This window comes from Acinetobacter chengduensis, assembly GCF_003664645.1.
Taxonomy (GTDB): domain Bacteria; phylum Pseudomonadota; class Gammaproteobacteria; order Pseudomonadales; family Moraxellaceae; genus Acinetobacter; species Acinetobacter chengduensis.
This window is the reverse complement of sequence record NZ_RCHC01000008.1, coordinates 133,806-158,548: the sequence shown is the minus strand read 5'-3', so window position 1 is coordinate 158,548 and position 24,743 is coordinate 133,806. Positions and strand designations below refer to the sequence as shown.

21 protein-coding genes are annotated in these 24,743 nt (G+C 40.9%); 8 read left to right on the top strand and 13 right to left on the bottom strand.

Features of this window, described 5'->3' with window-relative positions; genetic code table 11:
- Positions 1-6: 6 nt before the first annotated feature.
- The gene (locus D9K81_RS09190) at positions 7-3,375 is read right to left on the bottom strand and encodes a type VI secretion system Vgr family protein (RefSeq protein ID WP_120375726.1); all 3,369 of its coding nucleotides are present in this window, start codon (positions 3,373-3,375) and stop codon (positions 7-9) included.
- A 197-nt stretch (positions 3,376-3,572) separates the two neighbouring features.
- Between D9K81_RS09190 and D9K81_RS09185 the strand changes: the two genes are divergently transcribed.
- From D9K81_RS09185 to D9K81_RS09175, 3 genes are all read left to right on the top strand, one after another.
- Positions 3,573-4,727, top strand: a complete 1,155-nt coding sequence (locus tag D9K81_RS09185; RefSeq protein WP_120375725.1) for a methionine aminotransferase — start codon at positions 3,573-3,575, stop codon at positions 4,725-4,727.
- A 124-nt stretch (positions 4,728-4,851) separates the two neighbouring features.
- Positions 4,852-6,219 (top strand): MATE family efflux transporter, encoded by a 1,368-nt coding sequence (locus D9K81_RS09180; RefSeq protein WP_120375724.1) that lies wholly within the window; start codon positions 4,852-4,854, stop codon positions 6,217-6,219.
- A 167-nt stretch (positions 6,220-6,386) separates the two neighbouring features.
- Positions 6,387-7,757, top strand: coding sequence for an LLM class flavin-dependent oxidoreductase (locus tag D9K81_RS09175; protein WP_120375723.1), 1,371 nt, complete (start codon positions 6,387-6,389; stop codon positions 7,755-7,757).
- Positions 7,758-7,851: 94 nt separating this feature from the next.
- On the opposite strand, the gene D9K81_RS09170 is transcribed toward D9K81_RS09175, so the two are convergent.
- The 9 genes from D9K81_RS09170 to D9K81_RS09130 all read right to left on the bottom strand — a co-directional run bounded on the left by D9K81_RS09170 (position 7,852) and on the right by D9K81_RS09130 (position 16,090).
- Positions 7,852-8,676: an ABC transporter ATP-binding protein gene (locus tag D9K81_RS09170; protein ID WP_120375722.1), complete on the bottom strand. Its 825-nt coding sequence runs from the start codon at positions 8,674-8,676 to the stop codon at positions 7,852-7,854.
- 18 nt (positions 8,677-8,694) lie between these two features.
- The gene (locus tag D9K81_RS09165) at positions 8,695-9,456 is read right to left on the bottom strand and encodes an ABC transporter permease (protein WP_120375721.1); all 762 of its coding nucleotides are present in this window, start codon (positions 9,454-9,456) and stop codon (positions 8,695-8,697) included.
- A gap of 14 nt (positions 9,457-9,470) precedes the next feature.
- Positions 9,471-10,322 carry an ABC transporter permease gene (locus tag D9K81_RS09160; protein ID WP_227602066.1) on the bottom strand — a complete coding sequence of 284 codons (852 nt, stop codon included), beginning with the start codon at positions 10,320-10,322 and terminating at the stop codon, positions 9,471-9,473.
- A 24-nt stretch (positions 10,323-10,346) separates the two neighbouring features.
- Complete coding sequence (locus D9K81_RS09155) at positions 10,347-11,396, bottom strand: ABC transporter substrate-binding protein (RefSeq protein ID WP_120375719.1); 1,050 nt, start codon at positions 11,394-11,396, stop codon at positions 10,347-10,349.
- A 27-nt stretch (positions 11,397-11,423) separates the two neighbouring features.
- Complete coding sequence (locus D9K81_RS09150) at positions 11,424-12,779, bottom strand: OprO/OprP family phosphate-selective porin (protein WP_235831039.1); 1,356 nt, start codon at positions 12,777-12,779, stop codon at positions 11,424-11,426.
- Between the two features lie 169 nt (positions 12,780-12,948).
- On the bottom strand, positions 12,949-13,164 hold the full coding sequence (locus D9K81_RS09145; RefSeq protein ID WP_120375717.1) for a TOBE domain-containing protein: 216 nt from the start codon (positions 13,162-13,164) through the stop codon (positions 12,949-12,951).
- Between the two features lie 102 nt (positions 13,165-13,266).
- The gene (locus D9K81_RS09140) at positions 13,267-13,983 is read right to left on the bottom strand and encodes a Crp/Fnr family transcriptional regulator (protein ID WP_120375716.1); all 717 of its coding nucleotides are present in this window, start codon (positions 13,981-13,983) and stop codon (positions 13,267-13,269) included.
- A 108-nt stretch (positions 13,984-14,091) separates the two neighbouring features.
- Positions 14,092-15,033 carry a TauD/TfdA dioxygenase family protein gene (locus tag D9K81_RS09135; RefSeq protein ID WP_120375715.1) on the bottom strand — a complete coding sequence of 314 codons (942 nt, stop codon included), beginning with the start codon at positions 15,031-15,033 and terminating at the stop codon, positions 14,092-14,094.
- 220 nt (positions 15,034-15,253) lie between these two features.
- Positions 15,254-16,090: an SDR family NAD(P)-dependent oxidoreductase gene (locus D9K81_RS09130; protein ID WP_120375714.1), complete on the bottom strand. Its 837-nt coding sequence runs from the start codon at positions 16,088-16,090 to the stop codon at positions 15,254-15,256.
- Between the two features lie 220 nt (positions 16,091-16,310).
- Between D9K81_RS09130 and D9K81_RS09125 the strand changes: the two genes are divergently transcribed.
- From D9K81_RS09125 to phoR, 3 genes are all read left to right on the top strand, one after another.
- A complete protein-coding gene (locus D9K81_RS09125; RefSeq protein ID WP_120375762.1) occupies positions 16,311-17,018 on the top strand; it encodes a TetR/AcrR family transcriptional regulator in 708 nt (235 codons plus the stop codon).
- A 220-nt stretch (positions 17,019-17,238) separates the two neighbouring features.
- Positions 17,239-17,949, top strand: a complete 711-nt coding sequence (gene phoB / locus D9K81_RS09120; RefSeq protein ID WP_120375713.1) for a phosphate regulon transcriptional regulator PhoB — start codon at positions 17,239-17,241, stop codon at positions 17,947-17,949.
- Positions 17,950-17,958: 9 nt separating this feature from the next.
- Positions 17,959-19,317, top strand: coding sequence for a phosphate regulon sensor histidine kinase PhoR (phoR, locus tag D9K81_RS09115; protein ID WP_120375712.1), 1,359 nt, complete (start codon positions 17,959-17,961; stop codon positions 19,315-19,317).
- Positions 19,318-19,401: 84 nt separating this feature from the next.
- Here phoR and D9K81_RS09110 read toward each other — a convergent pair whose 3' ends face one another.
- The 3 genes from D9K81_RS09110 to D9K81_RS09100 form a co-directional block, all read right to left on the bottom strand.
- Positions 19,402-20,064, bottom strand: a complete 663-nt coding sequence (locus D9K81_RS09110; RefSeq protein WP_120375711.1) for a glutathione S-transferase family protein — start codon at positions 20,062-20,064, stop codon at positions 19,402-19,404.
- A gap of 105 nt (positions 20,065-20,169) precedes the next feature.
- On the bottom strand, positions 20,170-20,568 hold the full coding sequence (locus tag D9K81_RS09105) for an OsmC family protein (protein ID WP_120375710.1): 399 nt from the start codon (positions 20,566-20,568) through the stop codon (positions 20,170-20,172).
- 72 nt (positions 20,569-20,640) lie between these two features.
- Positions 20,641-21,588 (bottom strand): pirin family protein, encoded by a 948-nt coding sequence (locus tag D9K81_RS09100; protein ID WP_120375709.1) that lies wholly within the window; start codon positions 21,586-21,588, stop codon positions 20,641-20,643.
- A 390-nt stretch (positions 21,589-21,978) separates the two neighbouring features.
- Here D9K81_RS09100 and D9K81_RS09095 point away from each other — a divergent pair, with 390 nt between their 5' ends.
- Entirely contained in the window at positions 21,979-23,310 is a 1,332-nt protein-coding gene (locus D9K81_RS09095) for a GGDEF domain-containing protein (RefSeq protein WP_120375708.1), read from the top strand.
- A gap of 206 nt (positions 23,311-23,516) precedes the next feature.
- Positions 23,517-24,686, top strand: a complete 1,170-nt coding sequence (locus tag D9K81_RS09090; protein WP_228199853.1) for a phospholipase D-like domain-containing protein — start codon at positions 23,517-23,519, stop codon at positions 24,684-24,686.
- Positions 24,687-24,743 lie beyond the last annotated feature (57 nt).

The window sequence follows — 24,743 nt, the reverse complement described above, 5'->3', positions numbered from 1 at the left end:
TTACCTTTAAATTCCAAAACTTTTAAAATCAGCTTCTAAGCTATTATCATCAATTTCTTCAGCATCATGCTTATGCTCATCATCATGACCACCACAACATGCTTCATTTAAATGATCTAACTTATCCTGAGAAATATTTTCCTCAATAAGAACTAATTTATCCGAATCAATCTCAGATTTTCCTAATAATCTTATTTCTATATTGTCAGGATTATCACTAAAGATTCTTTGAGTACGTGCATCTTTGTCAAGCATCCCTATAAATTCCGTATTTTTATCTTTATTTATAACTTTATATTTAAACCCATTTTCTAATAACTCTTGAGAAATTAGATCTTTAAAGTCAAATCTCCGACTAAAAATCCCATTCTTTGCTAATTTAGGTAACTGTGCATTTATAGTTTCTCCCCCCACAAAACTATGTTGCCCAGCCTTACTTTCAAACTTGCCACCTGTTGTCGTAAATATTCCACTGCCATTAATTTTCAGTTGTGAGCCACCAGCCGTCAGCACTATTTCCTTCGGACTGGTTATTTCAATCTTATCTTCAGTAGAAATCAGTTTAATCACTTTACGTGCAATGGCTTCAAGCGCATCATCCTGTGCTTGTAACTCTAATTTTCCTTTGGCTGCATAAGCACTCAATCCCCTCTGAGCTGCAAATAAACTAATTTTGTCTTGTGCATGACTCACTATATTTTTCTGCGCACTAATATTCACAGAACCTTGCGCGCTCAAGGCAATATCCTGTGAAGCCTGCAATACAATATCTTCAGGTGTTGTCATTGCAATGCCATTAGGTGAAGCCAATAACATCAAAGCTTGCCTAAATAATTTACCCTGTTCCTGCTGTTCTGGATCTGATGAGCTTTCTATGTTCTGGCTATAACTTTCCATGAACCCTTTAACATGTTCTAAAGCTTGAGTTGGCATAAAAATTTCGGGTTTTCCAAATCCACCCCCTATGATCATTTCATCAGGATTAATTTTTATATCCTCAACAATTTTTCCCACTTCTTTAAGTACCTTGAGTGGATCATTTTTTAGCTGGCTTCTTAAATTTTTTACCCGATCCTGTAGCTGATCTGTTCCATGATCTTCAAGGTTTTGAATCACCTCTTTCAAATTATCAAAAGCGTCTTCAGCATCATCAAAATATGCTTTGAATTGCTTAACAGTGCCTTGCACATCTTTGGTAATCGCACCAATATCCTGAATAAAACCTTTGCAATTTTTTAAAGCGCTGAGTGGATCTTGCACCAAGTTATCTTTAAACAAACTTAGCGTGGTGATTACTGCATCTGAAGTACTTTTAATTTCTAGCGACTGAATCAGTTTAGGTAATCGCCCAATGACATTCAGTGCATCAGTTTGCTGTTTCACGGCAATACTGCTGAGCATTTTCATACTCTCCTGACCTTGGCTCAGCAAGGCCTGAGCTTTGGTTGCCTCTAAATGATCCGCTATTGCATTTTCTTGCGCATAGGTACTAATCAGCATGCCACGACCTGCTCGAACAGCACCAAAAGCATCCGTGCGTAATTCGAAACCCTCACCGCGACCATAGCTTTGTTCTTTATCTTTAGGATGGCTCAAATTACCTAAATTTAACTGCGTTGCTGCATGGCTACTTTGTAGCTGTGTACTAATTTGCCCAGTCGTGTCATCAAAACGCAGTTGGTTAAAACCACTTCCCCCAACTTCTTGCGAACGAATACCACTGAGCTTTTTGGTATCTGGTAGCTGACCTTTGACATCAAACATAGTCTGGTGGCGTTCTGCCTCATGAATACGCCCCACTACAAAGGGCCGATCGACATCCCCTTCAAAAAAGTCAATTACCACGATTTCCCCAATCCGTGGATGAAAGCGTGCGCCATAGCCTTCACCCGCCCATGGGGTGAGCACATCTACCCAAGCAGAGTCCGTATCATTGTCGTTACTGCCCGCACCTCCGTCATGGCTGTGGTCATCCGTTCGTGTAAAGTTAAACCGAACTTTAATTCGCCCCCATGCATCTACATGAATACTTTCTCCTTCTGGACCAACCACTTTGGCACGTTGCGGATAAGCCATCGGGCGATGCTGTAATGGATCATACTCAGGCACGACCGCGATCGTACGGCGCACGACATAAAGTTCATTGGCTTGGCGTTCTTCAATCAATGCTTGCCAACGACTGCGGATTAATAGGCTTTCCAACTGGATCTCAATATCTTTAGGCAAGTTATTTTGGTTATAAAATTTTTTGCCTAAAATTAAGAACTCACAATCTGAGCCTTCATGCTGATTAATTTCTGGATGATCTGTTAAACGAAACCAATATCCCACCTGTGCATCACGTACACTACTATGAGCAATAAAATATTTGGCCGTTAATGCTTGATATTGGTTGAGTTGTAAATTGGCTTGTTCCAATTGTGCTGGGCCTGATTGCGTGGCCTGGTCTTCACCATTGAGATCGCTGGTCCATGCCGAACTCAGCGTCCATACTTGTTCTAGACTCAGCATTTCGTTGTCATGTTGTTCACTATAAGCATGTGTACTTAACAGCGGATTACTTTGATCTTGTGCCAAAGACTGCGCTTGCCAACGCTGTGTTTGTACCGCTGTAGATTGTAAAAACCGCTGTGCAACAAAACTGGTAATGGTGTCCATTCGCTCGGTCGCATGACTGCGATGAAAGCGTATTGACTGGCGTGCTAAAACTTCAAACACCTGATTATGATCAATTAAACGTAAGACCTGCGCTTGTATTGGACTTACTGAAACAGGCACAGTCAGCTCTTTTTCATCAATAAGCCAATTCATGCCCTCGCTACGCCATAGCCGTGTGAGAAATTCATAATCGCTCTCGTTGGCTTGCATACTAAAGGGGCGCACGGCGTATTCACGACTGAGACCCTCTAAATTTAAACTTAGGCTGGATGCAAATAAGGCACTTTTTTGTTGCCATTCACTAAACAGAATTTCCGTAATGTCACGTACACTTTTGTTCATAAAGACACGACTATTACGGCGCTTGTGCCATAAAGCCGTCGCATCTTCTAAGGTCAATTGATAAACCGTGAGTGCTCCATCACTTTGCCCTTGGCTGGCCGCAGTAATAATGCCCGTAGTACGGTAGAGTTGTCCGAAGTCCGTTACTTGGTCTATCGCAACACGACTGCCAATAAACTGCTTTAATGGAATGTGAGCGTTGGTTGATAGACACAGTAAATTTGCACTGAGGCCTTGGTTAATACGGTGTTCACCATCGATACGTTGAATAAAGACTTGGGGATTGAGTACTTCATTGGAAAAGTAAATATGGAGCGCACGCTTTTGTACACTGAGACCAAAATTCTCAATGATTGAATATATTGTTTTGAGCATTTTTAATTTTTGATTATTTTATTTATGCGCGCATTCTATGAAATGCTGTTTTTTTAGTCTAGTTATTTTTTGCTAATTTGAATTTTTAGCGCTCATCTGGCCATATTTTACTGCATAAGATTATCTTTAATTCCGCTTTTAGCCATGGGTGTACACTGCTAAACTGGCTTATCTTATTATTTATCAATGTCATCGGCATGATCCAGATTGAATCCAAGCTTCCTGCACAAGGCGTGACTATTTTTAGCGTGATGAGTGCAATGGCACAGCGCTTAAATGCACTCAATTTATCGCAAGGCTTTCCAGACTTTCCAGCCCCGCCTGCGCTTTTAGAGGCTTTAAGTCAGGCCACGCAAGATGGATTTAATCAATATGCGCCTAGCGATGGTCTTGTTGCTCTGCGTGAACAGTTGCTTAAAATATTTCAACAGCGCGATCAATTGAGTCTAGATCCTATCACCGAAATGACCATTACACCGGGTGCAACGATTGGCATATTCAGTGCCATTCAAGCCATTGTACATGCTGGTGATGAAGTGATTATTTTTGACCCCAGCTATGACAGCTATGCTCCAAGCGTAAAATTAGCTGGTGGTGTTCCGATTCATCTCAACCTAAAAACCCCAACCTTTGAAGTCGATTGGTCTGCTGTGCAGCAAGCCATTGGCCCAAAAACCCGTATGATTATTGTGAATACACCGCATAATCCTACAGGTGCAGTTTGGGCAAAGTCAGATTGGCTCGCCTTAATTGATTTGATTAAAGATACACAGATTATTGTGCTATCAGATGAGGTCTATGAACATTTAATTTATGATGGCCAGCACCATTATTCGGCACTGTCATTTCCAGAACTTCGTGAGCGCAGTTTTGTGGTCGGCTCTTTTGGTAAAACCTTCCATGTCACAGGTTGGAAAACAGGTTACTGTATTGCCTCTAAAGCTCTCATGGCATTATTTCGACAGGTTTATCAATTTACCAATTTCTGCGGTGTGACTCCGATACAAATGGCCTTAGCCAACTTTATGCAAAAGCATCCTGAGCATATTGCAGAACTTGCGAGCTTTTACCAAGCCAAACGCGATTTATTTAATGCGGGTCTGCAAAACTCACGTTTTCAATGGCGTCCTTCTACAGGCACTTATTTTCAAAACCTCGATTACAGTGCAATTCGACCCGACCTCAATGACAGCGAAATGTGCCAATATTTGGCTGAACAGCATAAAATTGTGGCTATTCCTGTATCAGCATTCTATCAAAAGCCCCCTGAAGGCTTACGTTTGATACGTTTTTGCTTTGCTAAAAAGGATCAAACACTCCGCCAAGCAGGCGAGATTCTGAGTCAAGTATAAGCTTGGCTCCAATACGGCTGGTTGCAAAACAACAAATGAAATTACTTGATCAATAAGCCTTTTTTAATCCAGACCTGTTAAGGTTAGATCCGTAGTTTAAAAAAAATACAGCACAGGATTGCACATGTCCCAACATCGGCCCATCGACAGCCAACAGACCTTATGGAAATCTTTTTTATTTTTCCTCATCCCGCTGATTGCCACCAATATTTTGCAAAATCTGTCGGGCACAGTGAATACGGTCTTTGTTGGGCAAATGCTAGGTGTGCATGCCATTGCAGCCGTGTCAGTATTTTTCCCGATTTTGTTTTGTTTGATGGCTTTTGTGATTGGTCTCTCTTCTGGTGCGACAGTATTAGTCGGTCAGGCATGGGGAGCAAATAATCTAGAGAAAGTCCAACGTGTTGTAGGCACCACGCTCTTTATGACCCTGATTGGCGGTACGCTGATTGCTATATTCGGGGTGGTCTGTGCTAAATATATTTTACTGGCACTCGGTACGGATCCCGATGTTTTACATCTATCTATTCCCTATGTGCAATGGATGCTTGCAGGGAGTCCATTGCTGTTTATTTATATTATTTATACTTCAATTTTACGTGGTGTAGGTGACAGCACAACGCCACTGATTGCTTCAGGAATGACCATCGGAACAGGATTAATCATTACCCCTATTTTGATTACAGGTAAATTTGGATTTCCACAGCTGGGGATTATTGCGCCCGCAATTGCAACGTCTACTGGTTTCTTAATTGCCTTGGTTTTTCTGTATATTTACTTAAATAAAAAGAAACATCCGTTACGTTTAGATGCATCGTTATTAAGTCAGATCCGCTACCAACCCGAACTCAGCAAAATCATTTTACGCTTAGGCATTCCTACAGGGATTCAAATGGTCACAACATCAGTTGCTGGTCTGGTGATTGTAGGTTTGGTTAACCGTTACGGCGCAGATGCCACCGCAGCCTATGGTACGGTCAATCAGGTGCTCAATTATATTCAGTTCCCTGCACTGTCGATTTCAATTGCAGCCTCTATATTTGCGGCTCAAGCCATTGGCGCAGGCCACGCCAATCTGCTCAATAAAGTCAAACGTACCGCCCTATGGATGAATCTGTTCTTTACAGGCACGCTGGTAATTTTGGCCTATTTATTCTCTAAATATCTGATGGCGCTGTTTATTACAGATCCGAAGGTGGTCGTACTCGGTCAAGAGCTTTTATTTATTGTGCTTTGGTCCATTATTTTCTTTGGTGCTAGTGCTATTTTTGCTTCCATTATGCGTGCCAGCGGTACGGTGACCATTCCAATGGTGATTAATATTGTGGCCATTGTTGCGGTTGAAGTGCCCTGTGCTTACTTATTTAGCGAATGGTGGGGCTTAAAAGGTATTTGGTATGCTTATGCGCTGGCCTTTGTGAGCCTGTGTATTATGCAAGGCCTGTATTATCAGTTGGTTTGGAAAAAGAAAGCTGTCCAGAAGCTGGTCTAATATCTCTGCGAAGCATGAATTTATTCTGACTAAAAAACTCGTAAATCCAATGTTCAGCGCTTCATGCGTATTCCTGATAAGAATTCAATTTTATTGTATTTATCATGGTTTTGATTCCTTGTTATAACCGCTTTATCCAACATAGATAGCAATAACAAGGCTAATTCATGACACAACGAAAAATTAAATTGGGCGCTTTTATTCCAACAACATCACAACATGCTGCTGGCTGGCGCCATCCAGAATCACGCCCACAAGATCATCTAAATCTCGACTATGCGATTGAACTGGCAAAAACAGCAGAACAAGGCTTATTTGATGCCTACTTTCTAGCAGATGGTCTCTCTGTAAATTGGAGTCATGGTTCCTCACAACATAAAAATAGTATTGGTTATACCGACAAAGTCGTCGGTTTTGAACCTGTGACCTTATTTGCTGCATTGTCAGCGGTCACTCAACATATCGGCTTTATTGCTACAGCCTCAACCACCTATGAAGAACCGTATTTACTGGCACGAAAATTCTCCTCTTTAGACCATATTAGTCGAGGTCGTGCCGCATGGAATGTTGTCACCACCATCTCTCCCGACACGGCACGTAACTTTGGTGCAAATGCCCATCCAGATGCAACTATACGCTATGAACGTGCTGATGAATTTATCGAAGTTACGCAAAAATTATGGGATTCATGGGAAGATGATGCTTTTCTCTATAACAAGCACAGTGGGCAATTTTTTGATGCCGAAAAATTGCATGAACCTTTACATCATGGCAAATACTTTAAGATACAGGGTGCACTCAATGTGCCTCGCCCACCACAGGGTTATCCTGTCATTGTACAAGCAGGTCAATCTGAAAATGGTCGTGAACTGGCAGCCAAATACGCCGAAGTAATTTTTACGGCACAACAAGACTTAAAAGATGCCCAAGCTTTCTATCGAGATGTTAAATCCCGTTTAGCAAAATATGGTCGCCATGCCGATGATCTCAAAATCATGCCTGGAGTTTCTGTGTTTGTCGCGAAAACCGAACAAGAAGCGCAGGAAAAATATCAGCTTTTGAACAGTTTAATTCACCCTGATGTGGGCTTAGGTCTTTTATCTGGTTTGGCTGGGCATATCGATTTATCGCAATTTGATTTAGATGCTCCTTTTCCCAAACTGGACCAAAGCCAAATCAACTTTACTAGCCGTCAGCAGATGATGATTGAGATTGCACAAAAGCATCAGTTTAGCATTCGCCAACTATATGAATATATCGCCTCTGCACGTGGCCATTGGACCTTAATTGGCACGCCCGAACAAGTGGTCGATCAGCTACAGGAATGGTTTGAAAATGAAGCTGCTGACGGCTTTAATGTGCTTCCCCCTTCCACACCAGCTGGCTTAGTGGATTTTGTAGAACTGATTGTGCCAGAACTACAACGTCGTGGCTTATTCCGTACTGAATATGAAGGCACCACTTTACGCGAAAACTTAGGTTTGAAGCGTCCTGAAAATCAGCACGTATTACAACGCCAGCAGGCTCAAGCCTCCTAAGCAAATCAAAACATCAATCCAGTGAAACTGAGCCATCAAAAAAACCCGCACAATACGGGCTTTTTTGATGGTCAATCTAATTTTGACATGACTGTTACCATGCCAGTTTAAACTGCTCTAGCTCATGGGGTAGACTGTCTTCCACATCTTGGAAGTCGCGCAGAATATCATTTTTAATGGCCGCTAATCGGAAGTCTTCGCGCTTACGTGGACGTTCTAAATCAACAGAAACAATACGTTTAATTCGCCCCGGATGTGGCTCCATCACCACCACACGATCTCCCAGCAAAACAGCTTCTTCTACATCATGCGTGACTAGGATACTGGTGATTTTTTCGGTCTGCCAAATCCGTTGTAGCTCTTGCTGTAGATTTGCGCGTGTTAATGCATCTAATGCCCCAAAAGGCTCATCGAGCAGTAAAATTTGCGGTCGGTTCACTAAACTTCGCGCTATCGCAACCCGTTGACTCATACCACCAGAAAGCTGACTCGGATAAGCCTTTTTAAAGGCACTGAGTTGTACCAACTCCAAATGGTAATCAATTAATTCTTGTTTTTCTGCCTTAGAAAGCGGGCTTTTTTCTAGAGCCAACGCCACATTCTGTTCGACGTTCAACCATGGAAATAAGCGGTGATCTTGAAAGACAATCCCACGTTCCAAGCTGGTGCCCTTCACAGGCTCCCCATCAATTAGAATCGTACCCTGAAATTCGGCATCTAAGCCAACCAATAAGCGCAATAGGGTCGATTTACCGCAACCACTACTGCCCACAATACTAATAAACTCACCCGACTGAATGTTTAAATTAATATGCTCTAATACCTGTAGTTGCTCACCGTCTTTTGGGAAAAACTTATTGAGTTGTTGGATCTGTACCTGACCTTTGACTGGGCTGGAAAAATTGACTACTTGATTCATGTCTATATCCTCATGTTTTTATTTATGTGTGCCCTGACGCCAGCGCAGATTGTAATTTTCAAAATATTGTGCAGCTTTAGAAAACAGCAGACCCACCACACCAATGATCAACATACCGTAGAGCACAACTTCCATTTGGAAAAGATTTTGCCCATCTAAAATAGGGTTAACGACACCTGGCGCGGCAATAAAAAAGTATTCTGCTCCAACCGTAGCCACCCAAGAAAATACCAAGGCAATATTTAAACCTGCAAAAATGCTGGGCGCTGCGGCAGGTAAAATCACTTTTAAAAAGCGTTGTGCTGGACTCAGTTTAAAAATCAGCGCCACTTCTTTTACTTTGCTCGGCACATTTTTCACGCCATCATAGGTATTAAAAAACACTGGATAAAACACCACTAACGCAATAAAAATGACTTTTGATTTTTCGGCATTGCCAAACCACATAATCATTAAAGGAATCCATGCAAAAATCGCCACATGTTTAATTGCATTTAAGGTGGGTGAAAAGATACGGTCTAACCAGACATTCAGCCCTAAGAACAAGCCTAATGTAGCTCCTAACACACCTCCAATCACAAACCCAGCCGTATTGCGTAATAAACTCGATACGACATTTTCATATAGCTCACCAGATTGTACAGCCTCTATTAACACCGCCAGTACCACTTTGGGCGCAGGCAATAAGGCTGCATCTACCCAAGCAAATGTAGAGGTCACTTGCCAAATCAGTAACAAAGCCAATGGAATGACTGCACCACGATAATCAAATTTTTTCATGTGTCCTACTCCATTTAATTGTGCTGATTCCACGCACTGAACTGACGTTGTAATAAACGAATGACGGCATCAAATACAAAACCCACCAGACCAATCACAATAACTGTAGCCAGAACCACATCTAACTGAAAAATTTGCCGTCCATACACCATTAAGTAGCCAATGCCTTCACTGGAAGCCAGTAACTCAACGGCCACCAAGGTTCCCCAAGCACTGGCCAAAGATAAACGTAAGCCACCAATAAAACTGAGAAAGGCACCAGGTAAAACGAGGTTTTTAAATTTAGACCACGGACTTAGCTGGTACACCGCCGCAACTTCGCTCAGCTGTACTGGAATATTACGTACCCCTTTAAATACATTAATGGTCATGGGTACCAGCGTTGCTTTGGCAATCAAAATAATTTTTAAGGCTTCATCAATACCCACCAATAAAATGAGTAGAGGAATCCAGCCCACCACAGGAACTAAGTTAATGATTTTAAATGTCGGCCAAATATAAGCCTCAGCTCGTCGTGAGAGGCCCATGGTCAAACCCAAGGCCAAAGCCACAATAATTCCCGCACTAAAACCATACGCAATTCGACTGAGGCTCATTTTTAAATTGGTCCACAGTTCGCCACTGCTGTATAAATCTTTTAGCGCAGTCCACACCAAATCAGGTGCAGGCAATAGCAAAGGGTTGACCCAGTTTTTTTCCACGGAAATTTGCCATAAAAAAACTAGCAACACTGGAAATACCAAACCAATCACCCAGCGCAGTGCACTACTGTTTTTCACAAAACTGTACAGATTTTTAAATGCAGGTGATGCCACCTGCTCAAGTCCAGTCTTGGATGCATCCAGTTCAATGTCCTTGAGCATCATTTTTCTCCTTCACCCGCGGGGTGATTATTTACCCCATACGTTTTGCAGATTTAGGCTTTTGATTGCGTTGTTGACATACTTAGGTTCTACCCATGTATCCACATCAAAATTGCCTCGAATCAGTTTTAAATCCTGACCCGCTTTGAGTTTTTGTTTCAGTAAGGCAATACTTGATGCATCAATGACAGGGTCACTATGTTTTTTTAAGTCGACTCCCTCATTGGCACGTACAAAGGTGTTATAAGACAACCCAGATTTAGACCAAAGCTTAAATAGCGCCTCACGGTTTTTCTGCTCAGACTCCCACGCCGCCTGCTTCACGAGCACATTAACAATGCGCTGTACCGTTTCTGGGTATTTCTGTTCAAACTTAGAACTCACCAAAATATAGCCAGAACTTTGTAAATTGGTTGGCTCTTTTTTAGAGCTATAGATAATTTTGGCAATACCACGGTCAACCACTGGAAATAGCGACTGATTACTAAAAATTGCGTCTAAATCTCCACTGGCCAATGCGGCATAGCCAACTGCACCATCGACGTTCACAAAGCGGAAGTCTTTTTCAGTGAAGCCATATTTTTTAATGATTTGATACAGCGCTAAATGCACACTGGTACCGCGATAAAAACCAATCCGTTTACCTTTTAAATCTGCCCATGTTTTGGCTTGAGAACTCGGAGGCACCGCCAAGTAGGTGTTGTCATGCGTTCCACCAATGGCAATCAATTTGGTATCTAAGCGGCTGGCTTTACCAATCAAGGCTGGTAAGTCACCTAACCATGTAATATCGACTAAACCATTGGCATAAGATTCATTAATGGCAGGACCTGCTCCCTTAAAGTTGTTCCATTGGATTTTTGTGCCATCTTTTTGAAATTCTTTTTCAATTAGGCCCAGTGTTTGTGTAGTTGCATAGTAGCTCCCATAGCCTACTGGTCGGTTTCCTGTACCCACCAATGGAGAAGCAAAACGGATCACTGCTGGTTTGGCTTCGGCTGCAAAAACGTGTACAGCAGGCACCAGCGTCGATACGGCAATCACACCACTGAATAAAATTTTAGACCACTTTTTCATGGAAGATATTCCTCATTATTTTTAAATTTAGAAACCGTATTGCAACTGTGCGACCAGCTCGTTATAGGTTTTATTCGTAATTTCGTTATTCACGTGATTCAAATTGATTTGAAATTTAGTGGTTTCAGCAAAAAATGCGTTTAACCCTAAGCTATGAATATCAATGCTTTGATTGGCTACATTTTTATCTCGGTCAATACTGTCGAAGCGATAAAATCCTTGATAAGACTTCGGCCACCAGTCGTCATAACGACCTTGGTTGCGAAAACCTTTGACAAACTGTTCACCAAAGTTCCAAAACAATGTGCCAGTATGCGATTCACTTTCTCGCTTATATACAGTTGCCGACTGCGGATTGAAGGTTTGATCTTCACCCTGCACATATTCATAGGTCACCCCAAAAGGATGATGGTTGTAATAGATGTCAAAGCCTTTACGCAGTACATCGCCTTTGCCTGCAAAGGCCGCTGAAGCACCTGTGGTATCAAATAAATTGCTCTTACCCTGATACCACGACACCCCAAAGCTCAACTCACGTAACCATGAGTTGTACTCAGCAGGCAAGGTATAGCGCAGACGTCCAATAAAGTTTTTATCGTCATTATCATCTGATTTATTGGCACCATTACCATTCACCAAACCAAAGGCATAACTCAGCATTGGTGAACGGTAGTTATAGCCATAGTCCACGGTTGGGAATGCATCGCCACGGACAATTAGCCCAACTTCACGCAGTGCCAAACCATAGCCATAACCCGGTAAACTAAATAGCGCATTATTAATAGTGGGTTTTAAATCTTCGGTGGCTTGTACTTCCTGACCAAAGGGCAACAGTTGCTGCCCCAAGGTCACACTCAAACGACCTGTATCCGCACTTAAAGTCGGAAGCACGTTATAAATTAACTGTGCATCGAGCAGATTCAGATAACTGTTGTTGGTGCCCGTTTGCGGAGAAGTACCAAAGCGCAAGTTAAAGTCGAGGTTTTTCCCTTGCTCATAGTCTTTAAACAGATTACCTGCAAAGCCAATTTGAACCGCACCTAAGTCAAATGAAGAACGACGATTATTGACCGCAGCACCCGTATTTTGCCCTTGTGGTTGTACCAATTGCGCTTCATCGCTATAAGACGCTTTGGCTTGTACAACGCCATTGATTAACAATTGGCGTGTAGAAAGCGCAGTTTTGGTATCTCGGTCACGCTGTACTTGATATTTAAAGTTTTCAATATCACTTTGCAGACCTTGAAGCTCTGCTTGAGTCACAAAATTTTGTCCAGCCGCATCCTCTTCTGCACTCGTATCATCTGTTGCACTGAGTTCATCTGTGCCATCCGATGAAACCGCTTTAGACGCAGTGGCAGTTCCCCCTTGTATACGACCCAACTCTGATTTTAATTGTTTTAAAGATTGCTCTAGTTGGGCAACCTATTGTTGTAATTGACCAATATCAGTTTCGGCATGGCTGATGCCAATGCTTGCACTTAAAAGTGTTAAAGCAACTGTACCTAAACGTATCGGCTGAATAATGAACTGGCTCATAAACAATGTTCACCTACAGTTTCGCAAGTGACACATCGGTCGATTTAATCAGCACAATCACTTGGCTGCCAACTTGAAGATCTAATTCGTCTACAGAACGCGTGGTAATCACCGAAGTAAAAATACCCGATGCGGTAATCACATCAACTTCAGATACCACATCACCTTTGACAATTTCTTGAATGGTGCCTTTAATTTGGTTACGCACATTAATGGATTGAATAGTCATATTAATTTCCTGTTGTTTTATTTAAAAACAAATATGACTGATTTATTAAATAATAAAAAATAATTAAAATTGATTTTTATATCTTATTTTTTACAATATAAACTAAATCCAATTTACTTGTGACTTTAAATATCCATCATCCTTAACAATAATATTTTCATACTGCCAATAAATCACCCCAAGCGCAGAAAGTTGTTTAATTTCTTTATTAATGGTTTGACGTGAAGAAGACAATAAATCTGCTAAATCATGCTGTGATATTTTCAGTTGAATTTCGGTGCCTAAGTGATGCGTCGTACCGTATTGTTGTGACAAATCTATGATGATCTTACATACTTTTTGATGTAAAGTAGCCACTTGCAAAAATTTCATTTGCTCTAAAAGCTGTTGCATACGCACGCTAATAATGCTCAGGGCATCGTGCATTAAGTTATTGTTATTTTTGATTTCTTGTTCAAAAAACACCATGGGGATCTGTAAAACGCGGACCTGATTAAACGCATAAAAGTTATAATCAATCGCTTGTTGATTAATGCAAACTGCCAGATTCATTGGGCTTTTTTCTGAAAAATAATTAAAGGCGTGAAAACGCCCCAATGGGCTTAAATATCCAATTTGGATAATCCCATCAAGTAAAATAAAAATAGAATCTTTACAGTTTTCTTTATTTAAAATTAAATCGCCTTTTTGATATTTCTTAATCACAGAATGACGATTTATTTCCTCAATTTTACACTCAGATAACGTTTTAAAATTACGTTTTAAAACATTATTTTTAATATTTTTATTTAACTCTGAATTAAGCATAAGATTATCCATCCAATATAGTTTTATTCTATATTAGATGGATTATTTAGGCTTAGCGAATCACTAATTCTGTATTGTTTTGCATATTAAATGCAAAGTTTTACATGCCAACAGCTTTGTTTATGACGCTTTTTCATAAATACCGTTTTCACTGCTATAGCGTAGATTTGAAATGTCTTCTTTTACCTCTTTACGAAGTACTTTACTTGGCTGGCCATCCACACCCACTGGAATATCACCTTCCAAAGTGACACGACGGACTACACGATGCTGATCGCCATAATCATTGATTGCACGGTGCTGTGTTGCACGGTTATCCCAAATAGCAATATCACCTGCATCCCAACGCCAGCTCACAATATTTTCTAGTTTTTCGACATAAGCTTGGAACAAATCATATAAACGACGTGATTCAGACGAGCTATAGCCAACAAAGTTTTTAAAGAAGCTCCCTAATAATAGGTTTTTTTCACCCGTTTCAGGGTGTACACGAACCAAAGGATGCTCTGTTTCATATTCAGTTGAATTGAAATAGTTTTTGTAACGCGCCAAAACTTCTGGTGGTACGCTGGCTTTGGCAGCGTAGTCATAGCTGTTGCTATGTACAGTGCGTAAGCTATCTGCCAGTACTTTTAGCTCTGCAGGCAAGTCATCATACGCAGTTGCTGTATTGGCCCAAACTGTATTGCCACCTACTTCAGGAGCAACCACACTACGTAAAATTGATGCTTTTGGATAAGCTTCAATAAAACTAATATCGGTATGCCATGCATCAGCACGTGCACCACGCGAATCGATTTCTAAAATATGCGCCGAACCATCTTTGACAGGTACAGTCGGATGGTTAAGTGGTGTACCTAAACGTGCAGCAAAGGCTTCTTGTGAGGCATCATCTAGATGTTGTTGTCCCTTAAAGAAAATCGCTTTATGCTGAAGCAATGCCTGATTAATTTCGTGTACGGTAGCATCATCTAGTTCTGCACTGAGTTTAACCCCTTCAATAACCGCACCAATACGCCCATTAATCGGTTTAACTTGAATATGTTGAAATTGGTAGCCCATGATCAGTTCCTCATTTATTAAAATTGTTTAGACTGCTTGTCTATGAACTCATCATGAACATTTTGCTTATTCCAATCTGTCAAGTTTTTGACATTCTTATACTCGATTTCAGATAACTAAATTCCTGCACAACGAATGCGCTCGAGCTGTGTGAATATCAAAAAGAAAAAAGCCCTGCGATTGCAGGGCTTTTAATACGAGCATAGCTTACACGGTTGGCTTATTTACCTTTACCCATTTTGGTCGCCAGAGCTGTAATTTTTTGATAGCCCGTTGGTAAAATACGTTGAATTAAATCTAAAGTTTTTGCATCGTTACCAATCAATAAGCGACGTTTATCTTTTTGTACCGCTTCTAAAATTTGACGTGCAGCTTCTTCTGGTGGGCAACGAAGCAATTTGTTAAAAGTTTTTGCTGATTTTTCAGGGTTCATACCAAGCGATTTCAAGCTGTCATTCATTTTGGCAGCATTGGCAATATTGGTACGAATACCGCCTGGGTGTACGCACAGCGCGCTCACGCCACTATTTTCCATATCTAGCTCTTGGCGTAGCGACTCGGTAAAACCACGTACCGCAAATTTAGTTGCGTTATATGCAGACTGTGTTGGCTGTGCCGTTAAACCAAATAAGCTCGAAATATTAATAATATGGCCTTCACCACTCTTTTTAATGAGAGGCAAAAATTCTTTAGTGCCATAAACCACACCCCAAAAGTTAATATCTACAATCCACTCCAGTTCTTCATAGCTTGCACCTTCCACCGTCGAGCCTAAAGCCACGCCTGCATTGTTAAAAATCATGTTCACTGAACCATGATTTTGCACGGTATCTTGTGCCCAAGCACGCACTTCTTCGAGCTTAGCCACATTCACTTTTTTGGTGGTTACACGCACATTACTGGCTTTAAGTAGCTCAAGTGTCGCAACCAAGCCTTGCTCATTCACATCACTTAATGAAAGATGACAGCCCTGCTGTGCCAATAAAACTGCCAGTTGCTGTCCAATACCTGAACCTGCGCCTGTAATTGCTGCCACTTTGTTTTTAAAATTTTTCATGTGTTGTCCTTTTTTTCGTGCATGCGCATACGAATAACATAATGGGCCTGATGGCCTGATCTGTACCAATTTAAATCCAATATAGTTTTGACAATTTCTATTGTCAATATCATATTGGGACTGTACAGACATTCAGATTGTAAACACCTGACCATAGGTCAAATGCCAATTTGTTGTTAAGATAGCAACAGAATAGATTGAAAACGGGCGCATGTGGCCGATGACTGAAACAGAAAAGCAGGTAGCAACACCAACGGTAAATAAGGCCAAAGAACGCCAATTTAAAGGCCTTTCGCTATCTGAGCGTAAGCAACAGCGTCGTGAAAAACTCATAGAAGCTGGACTTGAAGCCTACGGCACACACGGCTTTTTTTCAGTCACCGTAAAAGATATTTGTAATGAAGCTAAGCTGACAGAGCGCTATTTTTACGAATCATTTAAAAAAAGTGAAAATCTATTTCAAACCATTTTTTTACAATTAATTGATCAGTTACAACAAAACGTTATGCAAGCGATTGTTCAGGCCTCTGCTGACCCCAAAAAGATGATTGAAGCTGGACTGACCGCACTGTTAACCACACTGAAAAATAACCCCCGTATGGCACGTATTATTTATATTGATGCCATGTTAGTCCAAGAGCTTCATAACCAAGCCACTATTCATGAAACCATGTCGCGCTTTGACCGCATGATTCAAGCTTTTGTCATGGCAAGCATGCCCCATATTAAAATATCAGAGGATGAAATTTCCTTAGTGGCTTCTGGTTTAAATGGTTATGTCACACAAATTGCTATTCGTTGGGTGATGAGTGGCTTTAAACAATCTATGGAAGAAGTTTTATCATCTTGCAGCATTGTATTTTTATCTTTGCTTAATACTTTTTCGGTTGAAATTCAGGAGAATTCTACTGAATCCATTGATATTTAAAATATTCATAGCGTATTTGTAATCTACTGACCATCCAAGCAGACTGCCCTGACATCGAATGAAATCTGGCAAAATTGTACAGAAAATTGTCACAATTTTTTGCAAAACCCAGCATTTTAGGCTTTTCTGCAATGATACTGTCATAATTAATCTTTGTAATAAGCCTGTCATAAATATAAGACGGTCAGCCGTTAACACACATGAAATAGGGTATTGCGCTGTGAAAGATGACTACATTTTAATTGTTGATGATGAACTCCCAATTCGGGAAATGATCCATACCTCTTTGGATATGGCAGGTTTTCAATGTCAACAAGCTGAAGATGCCCGTCAAGCGCATCAGATGATTGTTGACCAACGTCCTGCACTCATTCTTTTAGACTGGATGATGCCTGGCGGTGTCAGCGGTGTTGACTTATGTCGACGTTTAAAAAGAGATGAAAACCTCTCTGAAATTCCTGTCATTATGCTGACTGCACGTAGCGAAGAAGACCATAAGGTCCAAGGTCTCGATGCAGGTGCAGATGACTATATGACCAAACCGTTTTCAACACGTGAATTGGTCTCGCGCATTAAAGCCGTACTGCGTCGCTCGAATGCCTTAGGGGGCGAAAAAACCATTGATGCCAATGGATTAATCTTAGACCCAATGAGTCAGCGTGTAAGTTTTGGCAATAATATTTTAGAAATGGGTCCAACTGAATACCGTTTATTGGCATTCTTCATGACTCATCCAGAACGTGCCTATACACGTGCCCAACTTTTAGACCAAGTTTGGGGCGGAAATGTGTATATTGAAGACCGCACCATTGATGTTCATATTCGCCGTTTACGTAAAGTACTTGAACCGTACAATGCAGATCGTTTTGTACAAACTGTCCGTGGCACGGGCTATCGTTTTTCTACGCGTGCGGATGCTGTTTTAGGTTAATTTAAATATATGTACGAACCCTACCCGGTCCCAGAGCTGGCTCAAGAACACAAAAAGTTTCGCTACAGTAGCCTCTGGACATTTGCCAAGCAAGACATGCGCTTGCTGGCATTTTTTCTGCTGATTGCAGCCTTAATTGGCTTTGGCATCGGATATTTTTGGATTTGTATTTCACTGGCATTTGCACTGTTTTTTGCGCAACAAATGCGGTCTTTATATTTAGTCAATGACTGGATTTCAAACCGCCCATACGATGTGCCACCCAACTTGCACGGAATTTGGGGTGCATTGCTATTTAATGTCTATCGCGCACAGCGCCAAGAACGCATTGTACAAGCCGAAATGGTCGGGTTAATTGATCGTGCGCAATCATCTTTAGTCGCCTTGGCAGAAGCCGTGGTCTTAATTGATGAAATGCACCAAATTGAATGGTGGAATCCAGCGGCCGAAAAGCTGTTAGGCATTCAAGGGCTTGACCGCGGTCGCAACATTTTGACGATTTTACGCCAGCCAAGCTTTATTGAATATTTTAATCATCTAGACTTAGCACCCGATGGTTTAAAAATGAAATCTTCTGTGCTGGAAGATCATTATGTACAAGTCAAACTCACCCGTTTTGGTGGAGAAAGTCGTTTACTGGTGGCCTATGACGTGACCCGTATGCACAATCTTGAACAGATGCGTAAAGACTTTGTCGACAATATTTCTCATGAACTACGCACACCACTCACTGTGCTTAGTGGCTATATAGAAACCTTTAATGACCAAGAAGATTTAAACCCGCGTTGGAAACGGGCTTTAGATTTAATGCAGGCACAAACACGCCGTATGAATGCTCTGGTCAACGATTTATTGCTATTATCTCGCTTAGAAAACGAAAAGAAAATTGCTAAAAATCAGATTATCGAAATGCCAAGTTTAATGAGCCAACTTTATGACGATGCACATGCGTATAACGTCGATTATGGCCATACCCTTAATTTAGATATTGATAGCCACTGCGATTTGATTGGTTCTGACAGTGAGCTGGCCAGTGCCTTTAGCAATCTCGTCACCAATGCCATTAAATACACCCCTAAAGGCGGTACGGTCACTATGGGCTGGCATGATGATGGCGAACATGGCTATTTTACGGTGGAAGACACGGGAATTGGGATTGACCCTAAACATTTACCTCGTTTGACAGAGCGTTTTTATCGGGTAGATAGCGCACGTAGCCGTCAAACTGGAGGCACTGGATTAGGTTTAGCCATTGTAAAACACGTTCTGATGCAACATCAGGCTTATCTCGAAATTGAGTCCAAAGAAAACCAAGGTTCAATCTTTAAAGTCGTGTTTCCGAAAGAACGTCTTTATCACGTGACTTAATCTTTCGGCATTGGCCTAAGGCCGTAATACATCAACAGCAAAAACGGGCAGATCGCCCGTTTTTTTATTTATAAACCTGTATATTTAAAGCTTGCCTGATTGCTCTAAAGCGCGTTCTTTTTGCAGTGCACGCTGATAAGCAGGGCGCTGTTTTAAACGTTCAACATAGGCTTGAATCTTTGGATAGCTCCGCCCTGTACGCTCTTGTAAAGCAATCAATGGAAAGCTCATTTGAATATCAGCAAAACTAAAGTCATGCGCAAAATAATCATGTTGTGCTAAGTGTTGTTCAATAAACTCAATATGTGCGGGTAGACGTGCGCCCACAAAACCTGTTTTAACCCCTTCCCCAATTTTTTTGGCAATCGGTCGAATCGGCCAAGGCACATGCGTTGGCATTTTTTCCATCACCAAAGTCATCACCAGCAAAGGCATGAGTGAACCTTCTGCATAGTGCATCCAATAGCGATACTGTTGTTTGGCACTGAGTTCGGTCGGTTTAAAATTTGAGGCTGTGTCAAAATGCTCTTGCAAATGCTCTAAAATCACAGCAGATTCTGCGATCACCACTCCATCTTGCTCAAGCACGGGCGCTTTTCCCAAAGGATGTATTTTTTTTAATTCAGGAGAACCTGAATAGTCGGCCTGCCTTGGGTAATATTTTAATTGATAGTCTAGATTCAACTCTTCCAAAGCCCACAAAATCCGAAATGAACGCGATTTCTCTAAATGATGTAAGGTCAACATGTCACTCACTCCGACTTAATTTTTTATTGTTATAAGCACAGTAAAAATTGGCACTTCGCTCTCATTGAGCTCAACATACCAATTTTTGCTGTCTGCATAATATGATTAATGCAATACCGTATTAATCTCGACACTACGCAATAAAGTTTTGGTTACAGGGGTTTTGCTACAGATTGCCAAAACTTTTTGCTGTAGTTCTTCACTCAATGGCGTTTGAAAATGCAATTTACGTTCAATCCATTCCTTGCCCTCTTTATTGGCATGAAATTCAGCTTCAACCGTAAATTCTCCCAGCTCAAGTCCCTTATGCTGTGCGTACATGCGTAAGGTAATCATCGTGCATGAAACAAGGCCACTACAAATAAAATCATACGGCGCCAAGCCGGTATCGCCACCACCAAAAGACAATGGCTTATCTGTGAGTAAAGTGTGTTTAGAACTTGTGATTTGACCTGCCCATGGTGCAGTCAGAGTCTGTACTGTTGCACTTGCAACTAATCCCATCGTTATTCTCCAGTTGTTTTATTTGTATAAAGCAAAAGGTTTAACCCTTCAGCTAAACCTCTATGCAGTTAATTATTTTGATGCACGCATTTTATCTGGGAAGACAGGTGCTTCTAAGCGTGGGCCTTCATAGTCAGGAATTGTGCCAAAACGCGTATCGGCATTTACCCATTGTTCACGTGCAATGCTGAGCTCTTCTTGAGTACGGCCTACAAAGTTCCACCACAATAAAATTGGCGATTCAAATGGCTCGCCACCCAATAACAACACACGGCTGTTGGCATGAATTTCAATATCAACGTGTTCTAAACCTGGCTCAAGCACCACCATGTTGTCTGCTGTTAATTCATGACCATTAATATGTGCTGTGCCTTCCAATGCCATAAAGCCATATTCAAATTTTGGATTTAAAGGCAAACGCGTACGGGTGTTATCTCTGGCTTCTAAGTCGACACCCAATAGCTCCGTATGTACAACGACAGGTGACTTAGTCTTTAAATACTCACCCACCAATACTGTAATGGCAACACCATCTTGATGTACAACAGGTAGTTCCGGATAGTGGTCAAATTGTGGTGCCATATTGATTTTTTCATCAGGCAAAGCAATCCACAACTGCGCCGCATGCATGTGTGTTTCCGTATCAGGAGCGACTTCTGTATGTGAAATACCATAGCCTGCTGTCATCAAATTTACCTGACGCGGACGAATCAGTTGCTTCGTTCCTAGGCTATCAGTATGCATCATGGTGCCTTCAATCATCCACGTGAAGGTCTGCAAACCAATGTGCGGATGTGGGCCAACATCTAAGCCATCACCTTGTGGAAATACCACTGGGCCAGCATGATCTAAGAAACACCACGCTCCAATCATACGTTTATGGCGACTTGGCAATGCACGCTTAATGATGGTGCCTTGTCCAATTTCAGCACTACGTAGTTCGAAATTTTGAATGAATTGATTTACATATTTTTCACAATCATCGGAGTGTGAAATTTCATCATAGTTGCTATTGCTCATAGTTCTATCCTAAAACTTACCCATTCAGGTTCAAGCGATGGTTGATGTATCCTATATTAATGACTTCTGAATCTATCAGCTACAGTTCCATTAATATGCTGAATTTTATAAATAGGACAATCCTATTTTTGTGAAGAAGCGATAGCGCCCTTAAATACCATCATTTCAACACAGTTCACTTAGCCTCTGCACATGGCCATAAAGCATGCTTGAATGCGTCCTTACTTCAGACTAACGGTCATATTCAATACTGATTTTTTTAGTTTTTTAGCTTAATATTTATCCATAACTTGTTATAAATAACACATAAATTCCCTATTTCTAGGGATACCTTTTAGCCAGTATTTTTAGTAATAATAAATTGATCTTGCCCCACGCAGGAATAATTATATGGTGGCAAAAGCCAGGCCCGTGCGAAATGAGGTTTCTCAGCCTTATCCAGCAACATTACATTTACTCAAACCAGAGGAACGTAATGCTGAACACCGCAATGTCATTGAGATGGCGTTGAGGGATAAACACGCGCCTATTCCAGACTGCTTTCGCCGTGCATATTTAGATTATCAATATTACCAACAACGCCATTTCCTGATTCAAGCCAATTACATTGCCCAGCTGGTATTCTTACTGTATTACTTTGCAGATATGCTGGTTATTGCGGATATGCAATTCTATTCCGCGGGTTTTCGATTAGGACTGACTTTCTTTGTCATGAGTGCATGCTTTTACTTAATCCGTGTACGTAAAAATATTCAAATTGCAGATATGGTACTTCCCATTGGCACTGTCATTAGTACTGCACTGTGGGTCTATATGTTGCTTCAATCGAATAGTCCGTGGAGCGACAATTATTTATATACCTCGGTTATTTTTGTACTGATTGCCAATATATGTATTCAAGTCAGTTTTAAGCCCGCTATTTATTGTTCTATTTTCATTTGCGTGATTGCAGGCTTTGGTGCACTCATGTTGATGTCTGCACCACAGGCTATTATTTTTGCACTCACCCTAGGCCCTATTTTCCTCTTTAGTCTTTATATTAGCTGGAACAATACACTCAATGGTCGCCGTACTTTTTTAAGAACCTTATTAGACGAATGGTATCTGAATAATTTAAACGATCTTGCACACACGGATGAACTGACCCAACTGTATAATCGTCGCCAATTTGTTTATGCCGCAGAGCATAAAATTCATGAGTGGCCAACGCCAGCAGGTACGTGCCTACTTATGTTTGATGTCGATCATTTTAAAAAAATCAATGATCAGCATGGCCATGATATTGGTGACCAAGTACTACAAATTATTGCTAATACGGCGCGTAAAGAAATGCGCCATCATGATATTTTAGCGCGTTTTGGTGGTGAGGAATTTATTGCATTGATTCCCGAAACCCAAATTGACGACTGTTTAATGATTGCAGAGCGAATTCGGCTCAGCATCTCTCAAGCACAGTTATATTTAAAACCCGATGTAAAACTTAAATTTACGGTTTCTGTTGGCGTTGCTGAACTGAGCTCACCTGAGCAAAACCTAGATGAACTGGTTAAGCAAGCTGATATTGCGCTGTATCAAGCCAAAGCGAGTGGTCGAAATTGTATTGTTCGTTATGATGTTTCTATGTCAGAAAAACCGGATCAAACCAGTAGCTTTCCTAACCCTGAAGCGATACAGCGAATTAAGGCCTTAAAAAACCATAAGTCTGGACTGTCTTTGCTTTAAAAAGCATTAATATCATCTTATATATTCTAACCTTATCAGTGTCTTAAATTTCAAATCTAATGAAAATCCATCACCACTTTGATATTTTATACTTACACACTGTCCTGCTCAGATAACAGGTTATATCTACAAGTGATCAACTAAGTTAGATGCCTAAAATTGAAAGCATGGCTGAGCAAATTGTGACTTGATAACAGGAATAAAAGATGCAAATGGATGAGCTACTAGAGTTTCAACCTTACCATCAAGCTCTGCAAACGGTAGCGAGTTTATCCAGACTCTTCTCTGATAATGACACTCCTTTTTTACATTATCGGGTCGCAGAAAATTTATTTTGTGATTTTTTTCAGGCTCAAAATTTGGCAAGAGATGATTCCGCTTATGATGCCTTATGGACAAATAATGCAGGGCAAAAAATTGCTATTGGAATTAAGACATTCATCTGCGATAGACAAAATAAAACAGAGAAAATTGCTGAATTTAATAAAGATGCATCCTTACTCAATGGTTTGTCACCTGTTGAGTTAGCACATGAATTAGCACGCTTACGTAATTTAAGAATTGAACAGGCCAATGACCTTTATGGTACCAACGAAGCCATTTATCATTTGGTTGTGCGTACTCAAAATTGTTTACGCTTAGTACATACCGACTATACGGCCATAGATATTGCTCATATTAAAAACGTGTGCTCAACCAAAGGTGGTATAAGCTTTCACGATGGACAACATCAATATAGTTTCAATCGCTCTAAAAGTACCCTGTTTCGAAGTTTTGATATTCCAACAAATGCAATCAGCCTGCCTATTAAGATTCTAGAAAATCCTTTAAGTGATTTACTTAAACTTGAAAATATTTCAATTACACTGCCAAGCCCAACTACGACCCTAAACTTAAGCGACGAGTTTTTCTTAGCAGATAACGAAATCATTGTGCCACTGTACTCTACGCGAAATGCAGATCGTGAAGTAGCGGTACAAAGTGGAATTAATGCGTGGAATGCTGGTGGTCGACAACGCTCTTTAGGGGAAGTTTATATTCCAATTCCCTCATGGATTCATGCCCAGCTTCCTGACTTCTTTCCTGCTCAAGGCATTCATTTTGAGCTGATCACTCCTGATGACAATTCATTTTCGGCAAGCGCGTGTCAACAAAACCGTAAGGCATTGCAAACCAAGGATAATGACGCTTTGGCCAAATGGTTACTTCGTGATTTATTACAACTACCTGAAGGTCATGTTGCAACGCGTGAGGATTTAATTCGTGCAGATTGTGATGCGGTACGTATTACTAAATGCAGCAATAGCCAATATAAAATCAATAAAGCACCTTATGGTGCCTTTGAAGATTTTCTAAATGCAAAAAAGGACGCCTAACTTCACTATTTAATTCAAAGATCACTTTAAATAGTTTATAAAATAAACAATTATTAA

Coding starts and splice junctions, on each gene's coding strand:
- D9K81_RS09130 (WP_120375714.1), bottom strand. CDS start 16,090: ATGAAAAATTTTAAAAACAAAGTGGCAGCAATTACAGGCGCAGGTTCA.
- D9K81_RS09155 (WP_120375719.1), bottom strand. CDS start 11,396: ATGAAAAAGTGGTCTAAAATTTTATTCAGTGGTGTGATTGCCGTATCG.
- D9K81_RS09145 (WP_120375717.1), bottom strand. CDS start 13,164: ATGACTATTCAATCCATTAATGTGCGTAACCAAATTAAAGGCACCATT.
- D9K81_RS09095 (WP_120375708.1), top strand. CDS start 21,979: ATGGTGGCAAAAGCCAGGCCCGTGCGAAATGAGGTTTCTCAGCCTTAT.
- phoR (WP_120375712.1), top strand. CDS start 17,959: ATGTACGAACCCTACCCGGTCCCAGAGCTGGCTCAAGAACACAAAAAG.
- D9K81_RS09135 (WP_120375715.1), bottom strand. CDS start 15,033: ATGGGCTACCAATTTCAACATATTCAAGTTAAACCGATTAATGGGCGT.
- D9K81_RS09170 (WP_120375722.1), bottom strand. CDS start 8,676: ATGAATCAAGTAGTCAATTTTTCCAGCCCAGTCAAAGGTCAGGTACAG.
- D9K81_RS09175 (WP_120375723.1), top strand. CDS start 6,387: ATGACACAACGAAAAATTAAATTGGGCGCTTTTATTCCAACAACATCA.
- D9K81_RS09190 (WP_120375726.1), bottom strand. CDS start 3,375: ATGCTCAAAACAATATATTCAATCATTGAGAATTTTGGTCTCAGTGTA.
- D9K81_RS09185 (WP_120375725.1), top strand. CDS start 3,573: ATGATCCAGATTGAATCCAAGCTTCCTGCACAAGGCGTGACTATTTTT.
- D9K81_RS09100 (WP_120375709.1), bottom strand. CDS start 21,588: ATGAGCAATAGCAACTATGATGAAATTTCACACTCCGATGATTGTGAA.
- D9K81_RS09090 (WP_228199853.1), top strand. CDS start 23,517: ATGCAAATGGATGAGCTACTAGAGTTTCAACCTTACCATCAAGCTCTG.
- D9K81_RS09180 (WP_120375724.1), top strand. CDS start 4,852: ATGTCCCAACATCGGCCCATCGACAGCCAACAGACCTTATGGAAATCT.
- D9K81_RS09140 (WP_120375716.1), bottom strand. CDS start 13,983: ATGGATAATCTTATGCTTAATTCAGAGTTAAATAAAAATATTAAAAAT.
- D9K81_RS09165 (WP_120375721.1), bottom strand. CDS start 9,456: ATGAAAAAATTTGATTATCGTGGTGCAGTCATTCCATTGGCTTTGTTA.
- D9K81_RS09110 (WP_120375711.1), bottom strand. CDS start 20,064: ATGTTGACCTTACATCATTTAGAGAAATCGCGTTCATTTCGGATTTTG.
- D9K81_RS09105 (WP_120375710.1), bottom strand. CDS start 20,568: ATGGGATTAGTTGCAAGTGCAACAGTACAGACTCTGACTGCACCATGG.
- D9K81_RS09125 (WP_120375762.1), top strand. CDS start 16,311: ATGACTGAAACAGAAAAGCAGGTAGCAACACCAACGGTAAATAAGGCC.
- D9K81_RS09160 (WP_227602066.1), bottom strand. CDS start 10,322: ATGATGCTCAAGGACATTGAACTGGATGCATCCAAGACTGGACTTGAG.